Consider the following 15,930-nt stretch of genomic DNA (forward strand, 5'->3'; position numbering starts at 1 on the left):
AAACATAAAAGAACAAATCCCAAGCATATGCGCATAATACATGCAGGCAAAACAATGGCAATGAGATAGATCCCAATAACGATATTTCTTTATCGTTCTCGTAAACAAAGAGAAAAACTTCAACTTTTCATATACGCAATTTTTCTAAATTTAAAATTTAATTAAGAAAAAATATGGTGTAATTTCTTATATTTTAAAATATTAAAATTAATATTATTATATTTTTAAGAAAAAAAACTTCATATATACATAATATAGTTATTATTTATAAAGTATTTTTATTGTTATTTTTAAAGTTTATCTTTGACATTTTTCTAAAAATACGTGATACCAATTTGAAATGTATCATTGTGATACTATTTTTAATGTAGATAATTAATATGTTTGGTTCATTCAACACATTCGGTCATATGGCGACAAAGCCTTCTTTTGGTCATTCGCACAATTCAAGACCTTTTCATGGAAATGCATGCAGTCCTAATGCTTTTCTTTCTCACATGAATGCACAAGGTTTTGACTATGCAGTTGCAGGAGGGATAACCGGAGCAGCATTAGGAGCTGCAACTGGTCCAGGTGCACTTATGGGTGGACTTACTGGTGCCACGACTGGTTTCTTCGGAGGTTTTGGTTTAGGGTTCGTACAGAAAGTTCATGAGTGTTGGTTCTAATTTTTAGAGAGCAACTATAAAGATATCTCTGAAGTTAATAATTTGTAATTTTTTTCGAAAAATATCTAAATTATATTATCTACAATTATTATTGAGACGGACTTCAGAGATATTTATAATTTGTAATTATATTATAATTTGGATTGCGTGATGACAGATCTTATCTCTAAAATTATTGAAACGCTTATAGCAACATTTTTTTTTGGTTTAATATATCTTTTTTATTATAATTTTATTTCTTATAGTTGGAAAGATTCTCTAAAAAAATCATTATTAATAAGCTCAATATTCTTTCTTGTTAGTCTTTTATTTAACTATATTGGTTTATATCAAATTCTGAGAAATATTTTATAATAGACATTTTTAAAATGTCTTAGTGTGTTTATAAAAAGCTCTATACCGCAATAGGTTTTGCTATATTTGAGTATCCTAAAAACATAGAATACCTTCTTTAATATCATCACATCAGATTTAAAAATTGACTATTCTAATCTTTGTCATTTAGTCTAACCTCACAATGAAAAGCTTTTGGAATAACTCTGCCAAAATATAAAAATACAATGGCTGATTTTTCTAAAAAATAAAAAGAGGGAAACATGACTGAAAAAATTTATCCAATATCAGAAGAGATCAAAAAAAATACTTTACTCGATGAGGAAACTTATCAACAATGGTATCGAGAAAGCATTAATGATCCAGAAAGCTTCTGGGCAAAACATGGTCAACGCATTGAATGGTTTAAACCTTTTACAAAAGTAAAAAACACTTCTTTTAACGGAGATGTCTCCATTCAATGGTACGAAGATGGGGTAACAAATGTTGCCTATAATTGCATTGATCGCCACCTGAAAACCCATGGAGACAAAATCGCGCTCATTTGGGAAGGAGATAATCCTTATCATGATAAAAAAATAACCTATAACGAGCTTTATGAACATGTTTGTCGTTTTGCCAATCTTTTGAAAAGTCGTGGCATTAAGAAAGGCGATAAAGTAACCATTTATCTTCCTATGATTCCCGAAGCAGCCTATGCTATGCTCGCGTGTGCCCGCATTGGTGCTGTTCATTCGGTTATTTTTGCAGGCTTTTCTGCTGAAGCAATAGCAGGACGCCTTGTTGACTGTGAATCAACCTTTATGATTACCGCTGATCACGGCTTGCGTGGCGGCAAACGGATCAACTTAAAAGACAACGTTGACCATGCCATTGAGATAGCCGCGCGCCAAAACGTGCAGGTGGACCAAGTCATGGTTATACGGCGGACTTGTGGACCCATTCAATGGGTAGAGGGGCGTGATTTTTGGTACCACGAAGAGATAGCTCATACCAAAACAGCTTGTCCACCAGAACCAATGAATGCTGAAGATCCACTTTTTATTCTTTATACTTCAGGCTCCACCGGCAAACCTAAAGGTGTTTTGCATACCACAGCAGGCTATCTTGTTTTTGCCGCGATGACACATCAATATGTTTTTGATTACCACCCCGATGAAATTTACTGGTGTACAGCTGATATTGGTTGGATTACCGGTCATTCTTACTTGGTTTATGGACCTTTATGCAATGGTGCGACCACTTTAATGTTTGAAGGCACACCAACCTTTCCTGACAAAGGAAGATTTTGGGAAATTGTCAACAAGCATCAAGTCAATACACTCTATACCGCACCAACAGCTATCCGCGCCTTAATGGGAGCTGGAAATTCGTTTGTTGAACGCTCAGACAGGACATCGTTGCGCCTTTTAGGAACAGTAGGAGAACCTATTAACCCAGAAGCATGGGAATGGTTTTATCATACAGTTGGAAATGACCGTTGTCCGATTCTCGATACATGGTGGCAAACGGAAACAGGAGGGCATATGATCACGCCCTTGCCTGGTGCAACCCCCCTCAAAGCAGGATCAGCCACACGTCCTTTTTTTGGTGTTCAACCCCAAATTGTTGATGCCCAAGGCAATATTTTAGAAGGTGAAGCAGAAGGCAATCTTTGTATCAGTGATTCATGGCCAGGACAAATGCGCACGCTTTATAAAGATCATGAGCGCTTTATTCAAACTTATTTTTCCTCCTATAAAGGAAGATATTTTACAGGCGATGGTTGTAGGCGCGATAGTGACGGCTATTACTGGATTACAGGGCGGGTTGATGACATTCTCAATGTCTCGGGACACAGGTTAGGAACTGCTGAAATTGAATCAGCCCTTGTTTCTCATCCCGCTGTATCAGAAGCAGCTATTGTGGGTTACCCGCATCCCATTAAAGGACAAGGAATTTATAGTTTTATCACCTTAATGGAAGGGACAGCGCCGAGTGAAGAGTTACAAAAAGAGCTTATTAAACATGTAAGACAAGAAATAGGTTCTATTGCCATATTGGATAAAATTCAATTTGCCCCACAGCTTCCCAAAACGCGATCAGGAAAAATTATGAGACGTATTTTACGAAAAATCGCCGAAAACGATTTTGATACTCTCGGAGATATCTCAACTCTTGCCGAACCACAAGTTGTTGAAGATCTGATTGCTAACCGACAAAATTAAAGAACCCACGAAGAAATATAACATACGGTGGTTTTTGTTTTTTTTTGCTAAAATTATCTCAGCATTATTACGAAAACCACCGAGGAGAATAAAAAACAAAACAATTCATGAAAAGCTCAATCATTCTAACAACAAACGCTTTTCTTCATGAGAGGTAAGAAATAATTTAAGCAAAAACCTCAGGATTGGGATACGAACAAGAATAAGAAAGTAAGATAAAAAGAGCAACATAGCTTTTTAAAATCACCTAATGTCCACTCAATGCAAAAAAAGCCTCTGAGTAAGAAGGAAAAATAGTTCTGATGTTTATGCTAGAATCCCTTTGAAATTCCTGCTAAAATCATAAATAAGGCTAAAAAAAGAAAGTATAAGTGATAATATTCTTGAGCAAAAATATTTATCTATAACGAGGGTGTATAAAAAATATTGAAAACCATGAAATCTAAAATAAACAAGCTTACAACAAAAATCTAAAGCAATGAAAGTAAGAGTTATTAGAATAAATGATGCAATATAAAATCAGGAGTAATAATAAAAAGTGATTCATTTTGAAAATGTCGGCCTACGCTATGGAATGGGCCCTGAGGTCCTTCGTGATATTAGCTTTCATATTCCTCCTGGATCATTTCAATTTCTCACAGGTGCCTCTGGAGCAGGGAAAACGTCGCTGATGCGTCTTATGTTTTTAGCACTCAAACCCACCCGCGGTCATATTGATCTCTTTGGAACAGACACAGCATTACTCAAACGACAAGAGCTCCCTGCGCTGCGACAACGTATCGGGGTGGTTTTTCAAGATTTTCGTTTACTCGACCACATGACCACTTATGAAAATGTTTCCTTACCTTTACGCATTAAAGGACAAGAAGAAGCAACCTATCGCAGTGAAGTGGAAGATCTTCTCTGTTGGGTAGGTCTTGGAGATCATATTCATGTTTTACCACCGGTTCTTTCCGGTGGGGAAAAACAAAGGGTAGCCATTGCACGCGCACTCATTGATCAACCTGAAATTCTACTTGCCGATGAACCCACCGGAAATGTCGATCCGCCCTTGGCAAAACGCCTCCTGCGTTTGTTTATTGAATTAAACCGTTTTGGAACGGCTGTTATCATTGCCACCCATGATATTGCCTTAATGGAACAAGTTGCAGCACGGCGTATGCTTCTCCATAACGGACGGATGACGATTCATGAATAAATTTTTCTCCGTTTTTACCAGCAATAAAAAAAATACAACAGCGATTATTCCCAGTGGTAATATTTCTGGAAAAGCATTGGTTGCCGTGATTGCTATTATGACATTTCTTTCAAGCCTCACCTTAATCGGAGTTGATTTGGTCCAACGTGCCGCCGAAAATTGGAGTAATCAGATTAGCTATGAAGCAACAATACAGATACGCCCCATTGACAATGTTGATATCAACAAAGCACTCCGTGATGCCGTACAATTGGTTAAAACATTTTCTGGTGTACAAGATGCAAAAATTGTTGACCAAAAAGCTACAGAAAAGTTACTGGAGCCATGGCTTGGAACAGGCTTCAATGTCAATGAACTACCCCTTCCCCGCCTCATCATTGTGACCCTGAAGAGAGATGAAAAAATCAATTTTGCAGCCATTAATCACGCCATTAAAACCCAAATTCCAGGAGGTCAATTTGATGATCACCGTGTTTGGGTTCATCGTTTTGCGACCATGGCACACACCACTGTTTTCATTGGTTTTTCAATTTTAGCATTGGTTTTAGGCTCTCTTATCCTCACCATCATTTTTGCCACCCGCAATGCATTGGCAGAAAATACACATATTATCAATGTCTTATATTTCCTTGGTACTGAAACTCTTTTCATTGCTCGCCAATTTGACTGGCATTTTTTAAAAACTGCGCTGCGTGGTGCTTTATATGGTGGTCTCACAAGCATATTTCTATTTTCAGCCTTTTGTCTCTGGACGAATTATAACTTGGGAAGAGTAGAAGCTAGCCAAGTAACAGCTTTGTTTGGACATCTTTCCATAAGTTCCATCCCCTACGGAAAAATCATTTTTCTTATTATTTTCGTTTCTTTTCTTACCACCCTTACAAACCGCATGACTATTTTAGCGCAACTGAAAAAAATTGATCAATGTGAAAACGGTTTATTTTAATTTTATGACTCACAACACTTTCAACTCATTGACGCAAAACAATTTAGAACGTCCTCTTCCAAAACGGCCCCACTATAATAGTTGGTCTCCCTGCTTTTTATTTCGCTATTTTCCACCGACAACCCTTACTCTTTCAATCATTGTTTTAATTTTCTGGGGCGGTTTTATTATTTTTTCTGAAAAAACCGAACGACTTGTCCCCCCAACACCTCTTCCCAAAGCCGATGCTATCATTGTGCTTACAGGTGGAGAACACCGAATAGAGACAGGACTTCATCTCTTACAAAAGGGGCTTGGTTCACGACTCCTCATCAGTGGCGTAAATACCTCAACAAACCTGAAGAGTTTCATGCATAACATGCATATTAACCCACAGCTTATCTCCTGTTGTATTGACATTGGGCATCAAGCGATTAACACCAGAGGAAACGCCGAAGAAAGCGCTGCTTGGATCGAAAAGCATCACTATAAAACCCTTTATATCGTCACCCATGATTACCACATATGGCGCTCGATGCGTGAACTTAAATATCTCATGCCTGATATCCATTTCATTGCTTATCCTGTGAAGAAGAGCAAAGCTGAAAGCACAATACAACAGATCAAGCAAGCCCGTATTCTCATATTCCAATATATTAAAACACTGCAAGTCTATATCAGAACCGCCTTCTGACCTTTCTCCCTGATCTTTATTCTTGTGACTTTAAACCTTGCTACCCTCTGACTGCTTTACCCTTCTCTCCATACCTTTCCACACGAATTACCGCCATAAAAGCCCGCCAGAACTTCCCCCCATACAAAGCACAACGCCCCGATACACGTGTCACTGTCTTGCACATTAACCAAAAAACATCTCTTACATCCCAAACATATCTCACAACACGTGATCTATCTAATGCCATCCCCAATATAGAAGACAGCTCTTGTAAATAAATCTTCCCAGATAGCTATAAGATCAAACTTGTCATAAAAATCTATTTACACCACTGTCTTACCCTTCATAAAAAATGCAAACCGCCCCACCCTATATTTTGCCACCCCCAAGTATTACGATAGCTCTTACGCCACTTGGGATGATTGGTAAGAGAAATGCTTTACGCCTTTCTTAAACACGCACATACCAACCTCATATGACATGCAAAGAAGTAATTTTAATAGATTTAAAATAAGAAAATTTATAATACTTAGATTTCTCATTTAACAGAGAGAACATTAAACTATCATTATAAATCAATATATTAGTAACTACTTCTTCATTCTACAAAGCATCTTCATAAGAGCATTTTAGATCACAGATAGGAATAAGCTCAAAACGCACACCGCGACAAATACCCTACATTTTTTATCGCAATCTTTTTTGAAATCATTTCGCTCTCTAAGATCACTTTTTGTCTGGTTTCCTCCCCAAAAAAGAACGAAAATTTTTAAACTCTATTGATCTGTAAACAATAATAACTCAGCTTCTTGTCTAACGCGTTCTCCCTGCTCACTTCAATATCAGAACACCTCAAAGGACAGATTTCATGAGAATTGTGATTTCCTCTCAACATCTCAAAGGACGATGATTCCTATCAGCAACGATTTGTAAACAATCCACTTTCTCTGGACAAGTTCCTCTCAGCTTCCCCATTTATATGGTTTACTCACATAAAGCTCGACAAGAAAACCCTGCCTGAGAATATTCATCACTGCCGCTAAAGCTCATGCGTCATAATTTTAGCGACCTCACTGCCTAAGGTGCTTTATCACATACAATATATTGATTTATAATGAAAATTTATTACGCTTCAACTTGAATGAGAGCTCTCAATATCATCAGATTCTCTCATTTCAAATCTGCTCTCTATTGAATCAATCAAAACCATTTTCTTGCACATCACATAGGACTTGCACATCACAAAGGAAGAGAGCCTGCGTAGCGTAAAACTGTACAAGAAAGGCACGCCTCTTATGGACTGTCTCAAGTGTCGAGGGCTTATAGCAAAACCCACGAACGAGCAAAGTATATGAGAGTGCCAGCTTGTTACGACTCGAGACTATTTTACCGCACGATGGATAATTTAACCCTTTCAGTTTCTCTCACTTCCAATTTTGGAAGATTGCGCACAATTTTCATCGTTTCTAAACTTACCGTAATAACCCGTTGAAACAATTCCAATGGATAAGCTGGATTACCCACCGTTTCAACAGCATAGCGATTAGCATCATTAACAAGTCCATTCGCTTTATCCGTTTTGACAACCTGCCGCTCCATCACCCATTCAAGAGCAGACCTGCCATTGACCACATACTCATAAGCTTCAAGAGGAATATTCTGTATCGTGATATGCGCATTATAAACCACTGTGCTTTTATCAATAGCACCACGCTTACCAGCAAATTTCATCGCTTCAACACGATAGAAACTCTTCTCATCAGAAATCACCCAAGTTCTTGGATCACCCTGTTTATAGGTAACGGGATAGGGTTCAACCTCTTCATAATTCATATGCAAATTACCAAGCTTGCGCCCCGCTGTCACAAAAGCCCAAAAATCCTCTACTCTTTTGACCGTTGGAATACGCGGCAATTGTTTAGATAAATTATGCGCATAACGAGCACGATAATCTTCAGAATGCAAAATCCCATAAACATAATAAAACAAATCATCCTTTGTTATCATTTCACCAGGATAAGCTGCCTTAAAATAAGCCAATCCTTCATCCGTAAGAGCATCACGCCGCTCTAAACCAGTTTCTTTGCTTTCCTCTGCAAAATTTGCAAACAAATGAACCTGATTCCCTTTTTTAGCTCCCAAGGACACAGCATCTTCATAAACATACCGTGGAAAACACTGACCTTTTTCCATTGCATCTAAGCTAGGCAAAACCCTGCTCATAAGGACAGAAAAACCACTGCTTGCTCCTATACCGGTAACTTGTATTACCCTATTCTCAACCGCTTGCTTCATAGGAAATATACGCGGCATTTGATAAACTCTCTCATTAAAGATGCGGTTATAATAAAGCCATTGCTGTGTAAAAGGACGATGAAGACCTTGAATTAAGCAATCACTTTCAAATTCAGAAAACTTTCCTCTTACCAGTTCTTCTTTAAGACTACTGCTCCAACTAATTTTTTTGGCATCCGTGTTAACAAAATCATTCACGGCATTCGCACGCACCTTGCGATCAGCATGTGTGTAGGCATTATTAAAACGCTCTACTTCACCGTTATAAAAAGTAATCATATTGCTCATATTTTTCGCTAAAACTTCACGGCTTGAGTTGTATGCCCAAGCATCACGACCAGTTTGTATACCACGAGAAAAAGTTTTGAATAGCTTTTTATCACTGCCCTTCTTATCACCTAAGGCTAGAAATTTTTCAAAATCATTGTTGCGCTGATCCAGCCAATCACCATGCTCATCTGGTGTAATCATCTGCCAACCGTGTTCACACTTGATACCACCAACACTACTCAACCGCTGAAGTTGAGATAATTTCTCTTTTGTCGTGAGATTATCACCAATATCGTAATAATGAATTTTGCAATGCTCCGTAACATTTGGATTTTTAACAAATAGTGTCACAGCAATTCCTGTCATGCTTCCACTGCCGAAAACATTTTGCCCTTCTTGAGCACGTCCTTTGCTCAACATATTTTTGCGAATATCACCACGCAAATTGAGAACATAAATACTTGAAAATTCTTCATTCAATTCTTTTCGTAAGCCATTCGTAGAGTATCCATTGATAAAACCTGAATTTGTCACCAAACCAATAACACCACAGTCTTTTATGCGATCACTTGCCCAGCGAATAGCACGAATATAACTGTCATAAAGTCCATTAACATTGCTCGCTTTAGATTGAGCAGCATAAGTTTCACGAATGCGGTTATCCAATTTAGGATAGCCAATATTTTGTGCATTGTCGTTTTCGCTTTTTTGTCCAGAAGAATAAGGAGGGTTGCCAACAATAACACGAATATCCAGTTCCTTCTGGTGCGCCCGACGTGTACTGTTATCCACCAGCAAATCACTGATCAGGTCTTTTTCTTGCTCATAAAGCTGGAATGTATCGGTTAAACAAATTCCCTCAAACGGAACATAATCGCCCCCCATCAGACCATGATAGGTCGTCTCAATATTAATGGCTGCAATATAATAGGCTAAAAGCACGATTTCATTGGCATGAATTTCACGACAAAATTTGTGTTTCACTTCTTCTGGCTTTATCAGACCCGATTGTAAAAGCCGCGTGATAAAAGTTCCCGTTCCAGTAAAGGGATCCATGATGTGCACACCCGATGAGCCAAGCGTTTGCCCAAATTCTTGCTCTAAGACATCATTGACAGAGTGCAAAATAAAATCCACAACCTCAACGGGAGTATAAACAATCCCTAATTTTTCGACCGTACGTGGAAAAGCATAACGAAAAAACTTATCATAAAGCTCTACAATCAACCTCTGTTTTGCTTTTGGATCCGTAATGCCACTGGCGCGTAATTTTACACTTGCGTAAAATTTTTCCAGATCTTTGGATTCCTTATCAAGATTCGCCTTATCAAGCACATCAAGAATACGCTGCATAGCACGCGAGACAGGATTTTCACGTGTGAACTGATACTACTCAAACAACACCTGAAAGACAGGACGCGTGATAATATGTTGTGCCAACATCTCAATCGCATCAGCCTCTGTAATCGCATCATTTAAATCATCACGAAGTTCTGCCATAAATCTGTCAAAGGCTTGACGCGCCTCAGTCTCTGGCTCTGCCAGAATACCTGTTAAACGCGTAATATGATTCTTAGCAATTTCAGCAATGTTGCTCGCCCAATCTTCCCAATAATCACGTGTCCCACATTTCTTGACAATCTTTGCCATGATGGCACGAGAAATCTCATCCACAGGGAAAGCAAGCTCCCCTTGTCCATCTGTAAAAAGGACATCACGCTCCGCTGTACCAATGCCCAATCGTGCTGGTTGTGCGCGTAGTGGAAGATTGTCTACAACAGCCGTAATAGCCTTTAATTCAGTGCTCTGTGTGACACCAATAATCTCAATCACATTGCTAATATCTTGCCCGAGGGATGCCTTATTAATCGTCGCATCAAAACGATCATCATGCGCACGCAAAGCATTTAAAATTTGCCAGATAACCCGATATTTATCATTGTTGTTCAAAGCCTGTTCCGCTGGAGTATCAGGAGGAATACCAATTGGCAAAATGACATATCCCATCTTTTTACCCTCAGAGCGACGCATCACCCGCCCAACCGCTTGCACAACATCAATCTGGCTTTTGCGTGGATTTAAAAACATGATCGCATCAAGAGCCGGAACATCCACCCCCTCAGACAAACACCGAGCATTGGTCAAAATACGACAAACATCATCCCCACTATCAGCTTTCAACCAGTCAAGTAATGCACCACGATCCTTCGCATTGAAAGTGCCATCAACATGCTCAATTTCACACTTCAGAAAATGCTCATTTTCTGTATCCTCTTTCGTATAATCAAGATATTCTCTAACAACCGCAGAAAACTCATCACGCACAAGTTCAGAACTTTTAATAGTTTTACAAAACGCTAAAGCACGATGCATAGGATATAAATCCGCACCAACATCAGCCTTCATATTTTGTTTTGTCAAAGCCTTATAACAGCCAATAATCTTTGTTGCATCATCAAGAATAAGCTCAGAATCGCTATCACTAAGGCGCTTCTGAACAGCGGAACTGACCAATTTTTCGTCCATTGCTAAGACAATAACCTTATAATCTGTTAAAAGATCATTTTGTACTGCCCATGAAAAACCCCGATAAAAAAGTGTTTTACCAAAAAGTTTTTCATCATCCATCGAAGCAAGAACGGCATTAACTTCATTCGCGCGACTTTTTGCGTTATCACCAAAAATGCGTGGTGTCGCTGTCATATAAAGGCGTTTCTTGGCGCAAATAACATCATTAGAATGCACCTTAACAAAATTGGATTCACCCTCGCCCACCAGCGTTGCCCCTGTTGTACGGTGCGCTTCATCACAAATGATAAGATCAAATGTTGGCAAACCATAGTTTTTCTGAGCATCAGCAATCACCTGAATAGATTGATAGGTTGCAAACACCACGGTCATCTTATCTGCAACACTCTTCGCCACCTGTTCTGCAAGTTTAGCAGCATCGGTTGTCGCCGGAAAAGCAAGATCAAACACATCAATTTCAGCAACATCATCACTATTTTTACGACGCTTTCCCACTTGTGTATCGGAACAAACAGCAAAAGATCTCAATCCGATTCCTGCATCCGTTGTCCATTCACGAACCGTCTGTGACATCAGTGCCAAGGAAGGAACAAGAAACAAAACAAACTTGCCTTCACCCGCCAAATCCTCAGCAATTTTAAGACTGGTAAATGTCTTACCAGTACCACAAGCCATAATAAGCTTCCCCCGATCTGCTTGAGCAAGCCCAGCACGCACATCACGCAATGCTTCCAATTGATGTGGACGCAACTTCTTTTTATCCTCCAAAACAACTTTGCCCTGGGCTGCAAAAGTTTCCCAACAGATCGGACTTTGTTGTATATCGGAAAGATTAATCCGTATAACAGGAATATCCTGCCCCCGTATCATTGTTTCAGCGTTATCACTCCAAGCACTTTCAGTACTATCTATAATAACACGCCGCTTGAATGGAGCTTTCCCTGATGCCGAAATAAAACTATCAATATCTGCTTTTTTAATTCGATAGGCTGCATCATAAAATTTACATTGGATTGCTGCAAACCCCTCTTCATCACGAAGCTTTGCCACAAGATCAATACCGGTATCCCGACCATCCCAACCATTTTCATGAGCCCAATCTTTAAAGGTTTGAACCTTTTCATAACACCCAAACTGAAGAGGATCATATATTAGATAAGCAAGAGCAAAACGCTCAAAATATGTACCTTTATCTCGTTCGGTACGCGCTTCATCACGATATGTCTGTAAAAGCGATTGCAGCGTCATGCTTCCCCCCAATGAAAAATACCTTCAATTATCGAATCTAAACCAATTCGTCAATGCCTCTTGTTCTACCCAAAAAACTTAAAAAAGCTTAAAATTGCTTGATTTTAAGACATTTCTTCTATGCTTAATTAAATCAACAATAGAGAATCTTTTGATCCTTTTGAGTATCCCCCAAATCATATGATGCATTTATTGATGTCTATATCCCTATGGAAATAAACGGTAAGGCGTGATGATTTTGAAAATATTTTTTGCCTTTTGTTAAGAATACAAAATAAAGTGCGCAATAATTTTAGGATTTAGCTTAGGAATGAGAGGGGGAAATGGATACGACACCTGCGAACACACAAGACACCAAGGAAGAAACTCCACACACAAAACAGCGCATTTTACGAACGATCATGCATATAATTTCACTATAATACGCAAAATATTAGTCGTGATATTCAAAATATTGATTTTTGAAATATTTCTTTATCTTTTGTTCTTTCGTAGACTAATTATTCGCTTCTTATACTTTATAGCGGGTGGCTTTAGAATTCTTTTTTATCTGTATCGGACTTGTAGCAGGAGGGAGAATACCATACCAACTAGACATACCATTGCTCATCACTAGCGCCATTATGTTCTTTAGCAGCATAACTGCAGCTTGGTATTACGATGTTCTCTTACTTCATCTCATACCTGCTGAATATGAGCTTATTCTTTTTCAATGAATGAAAACCCTTTTCATTCATACATCATTCAAAATAAGAAGCGATCCGCCTCTCAAACTTTTTGTCGTCCTCACCAAACTCATGAAATAAGGCAGAAAAAAGCGATACCTTAAACAAAATATTCTAAAGAAGCTACGTTACTTAAATAAAGGAACAGAAAATGACAGTGTCTTAGGTCACATTTTAAAACTTGAGCAAGATCATAATTTATTTGCATAAACCTAAACACCTATAATTTGCACCACCCTCTGCAAAACCAAAAGTGAGAAATCCACATAACCTCTTTTCCGAAAATCTTAAAAAGACTAAACGAAACCTCTTAAACTGCTCAGCTATCTCGATACCAGTTCATTTTTTTGGAAGAACGGAGGTTTAAGCTGTTTTTGGCATCAACCTTCTTTTTTGTTCTTTTGTTTGTTAGCAGATATACTATTCACTACCCCGCCTCTTTTTAAATTAAATCTTAAGAATCGTCGCGCAATATATTTCATTTGTCCTCCTCTTCATATCTCAGAAGACAAAGATTTTTAACAAAATTCAGTCTGCAAGCAATCTCATTCTAACGGGTTCCATTTAACTTCTCCTTAATAGGATTTACTTCCATAAGACTTGACAAGAAAGATTTAAAAATATTCATCATGCATTCTCAAAACATTTAATGCCTCAAGAAGGCTTATATGCCTACCACATCTCACATGATGTGGTGCGCTATAAGAAACGTTCACCTCTAGTGGTACGCTCCACTTAACGAACAAAGCGTTTTCTAAAATAGAGCAGCAAATAATGCTAAACTTTTCCCATTCATGTTTTGCTTCATAAACGCTTCATCCAAGTGGAAAGCATCACGAACAAACATGCCCAAATTGATAAAGTCTAATCGCGTGAAAGAGCGACAACAGGGTCAAGCCGTGAAGCTTGCCGCGCTGGAGAAAAGCCAAAACATATTCCTATGAGGGTTGAAAAAGTAAGAGACATAATGATCGATTCAATGGTATAGATAAGATGGATAGGTGCCTTAAACAGAAGGAACAAGCCACCGATAGAAAGCCCAAGCAAGATCCCCAAACCACCACCAATGACACAAACCAACACCGCTTCAATGAGAAACTGCTGCAAAATATCACTTTGGCGTGCACCAACTGCCATACGCACACCAATTTCATTGATCCGCTCAGAAACGGTGACCAGCATAATATTCATCACCCCAATACCACCTACAATCAGGGAAATCGCTGCAATTGAAGAAATTAAAAGTGTTAAGATATGTGTACTCTCCATGATACGTTCACGAAAGAATTCTGAATTTCTAATGAAAAAATCTTCTCCACCATGCCGCATAATGAGAAAACGTTTCACCATGTTTTCCGCTAAATGTGAATCGACATCATCAGCAATCCTAACAGTAATTGCACGAACTTCTGTTGTACCAAGAAAACGCGTTTGCACTGTTGTATAGGGCAAATAAAGCTGTAATGTATTTGATGTGTTTCCATTTGCGTGATTTTGCGAATCAACAACACCAATAATACGCGCTGGAACATTACCCACATGCACCACTTTGCCAAGAGGGCTTTCATGGCTATGGGGAAAAAGAACAGACAATGCTTCTTTTTCAATCACGAGATCAACCGCCCGATCATGCACACTTTTTTGATCAAAAAACTGTCCTTTGAAAACTTTAAGCCCCTGTGTCTGAAAGAATTGTTCTCCCACCCCCACAATGACAGCATTGACTTCAACTGCACCAAAACGCACTTTTGAGCTTGTTGAAATCTGAGGTGTTACACCAGAAACATAAGGTAACCCAGACAAGGCTTCTGCATCAGCTTCAACCAAACTGGTTATTTTTTCTGCTTGTGGATCAGAAAAACTTTTGCCAGGAAAAATGGTTAATGTATTAGCACCCAAACTTTTAAAATTTTCCAGAATTTTCTCTCGTGTACCATTCCCTAAAGCCACCATAGCAATAATCGCCCCAATACCGATAATCACCCCAAGCATTGTTAGAAAAGTCCGCATGCGATGTGCATTCATTGCCAACAGAGCCATCACAAACGCCTCACGGAATCGCTCAACAAAAGAACGAAAAAAGCCCAGTTTTTGTTGGCCTTTTAGATTTTGTTGTTCCTGAAGAGATTTTCCACCAACTTTTGTTTTTGCAACCCTTGACCGCTTATCAGCAATAATTTCCCCATCACTGATTTCGATAATACGCTCTGCTCTTTCAGCCACCTGCATATCATGGGTTACAATGATAATAGTACGTCCCTCTTGATGAAGTTCATCCAAAATATGCAATACTTCTTGCCCACTCTTTTTGTCCAATGCACCAGTTGGTTCATCTGCAAGAATGACCTCCGCATTATTCATGAGCGCCCGAGCAATAGAAACACGTTGTTGCTGACCACCGGACAGCTGATTTGGACGATGATTTATCCGATCACCCATGCCCAAACGTGTTAAAAGATCCTGTGCCCGCTTTTTCCTTGCTTCCACGGCACTTCCCGCATAAATAGCCGGAATTTCAACATTACCAAGAGCTGTCAATTCATTCAACAAATGGTAACGCTGAAAAATAAAACCAAAATGATTACGTCGCAAAGCCGACAATTCATCCGCAGAAAGGGAAGCTATTTCTTTACCAGAGATCCAATAACGGCCAGAAGTTGGACGGTCAAGACAGCCTAAAATATTCATCAAGGTAGATTTACCTGAACCGGAAGCACCTACAATTGCCACCATTTCACCACGTTTAATGGTAAGATTGATGTTTTTCAAAACGGTAACAAACGCTTCGCCCGCAGGAAATTTACGCACAATATTTTCCAAGACGAAGACAGCATCTGCTTGATTTGTGCTCATGCT

At 38.9% G+C, this 15,930-nt stretch carries 6 protein-coding genes and 1 pseudogene; 5 read left to right on the plus strand and 2 right to left on the minus strand.

The window, feature by feature from the left end:
* The first annotated feature begins 380 nt into the window (after positions 1 to 380).
* From ACFIL7_RS01125 to ACFIL7_RS01145, 5 genes are all read left to right on the plus strand, one after another.
* Complete coding sequence (locus tag ACFIL7_RS01125) at positions 381 to 668, plus strand: hypothetical protein (RefSeq protein WP_375634399.1); 288 nt, start codon at positions 381 to 383, stop codon at positions 666 to 668.
* 596 nt (positions 669 to 1,264) lie between these two features.
* Complete coding sequence (gene acs / locus ACFIL7_RS01130) at positions 1,265 to 3,208, plus strand: acetate--CoA ligase (RefSeq protein WP_375634397.1); 1,944 nt, start codon at positions 1,265 to 1,267, stop codon at positions 3,206 to 3,208.
* A gap of 538 nt (positions 3,209 to 3,746) precedes the next feature.
* Entirely contained in the window at positions 3,747 to 4,406 is a 660-nt protein-coding gene (gene ftsE, locus ACFIL7_RS01135) for a cell division ATP-binding protein FtsE (protein ID WP_273723097.1), read from the plus strand.
* Positions 4,399 to 5,352: a cell division protein FtsX gene (locus ACFIL7_RS01140; protein ID WP_375634395.1), complete on the plus strand. Its 954-nt coding sequence runs from the start codon at positions 4,399 to 4,401 to the stop codon at positions 5,350 to 5,352. Before ftsE ends, ACFIL7_RS01140 begins: the two co-directional genes overlap by 8 nt.
* A gap of 4 nt (positions 5,353 to 5,356) precedes the next feature.
* Positions 5,357 to 6,025 (plus strand): YdcF family protein, encoded by a 669-nt coding sequence (locus ACFIL7_RS01145; RefSeq protein WP_375633468.1) that lies wholly within the window; start codon positions 5,357 to 5,359, stop codon positions 6,023 to 6,025.
* Between the two features lie 1,368 nt (positions 6,026 to 7,393).
* Here ACFIL7_RS01145 and ACFIL7_RS01150 read toward each other — a convergent pair.
* Together ACFIL7_RS01150 and ACFIL7_RS01155 are read right to left on the minus strand one after the other, a co-directional pair.
* Positions 7,394 to 12,349 (minus strand): annotated as a pseudogene (locus ACFIL7_RS01150) (DEAD/DEAH box helicase).
* Between the two features lie 1,589 nt (positions 12,350 to 13,938).
* Positions 13,939 to 15,927, minus strand: coding sequence for a MacB family efflux pump subunit (locus ACFIL7_RS01155; RefSeq protein WP_375633470.1), 1,989 nt, complete (start codon positions 15,925 to 15,927; stop codon positions 13,939 to 13,941).
* Between the last annotated feature and the right edge of the window lie 3 nt (positions 15,928 to 15,930).

It is taken from the genome of Bartonella sp. AP3QHHD (assembly GCF_042195765.1).
GTDB lineage: Bacteria > Pseudomonadota > Alphaproteobacteria > Rhizobiales > Rhizobiaceae > Bartonella.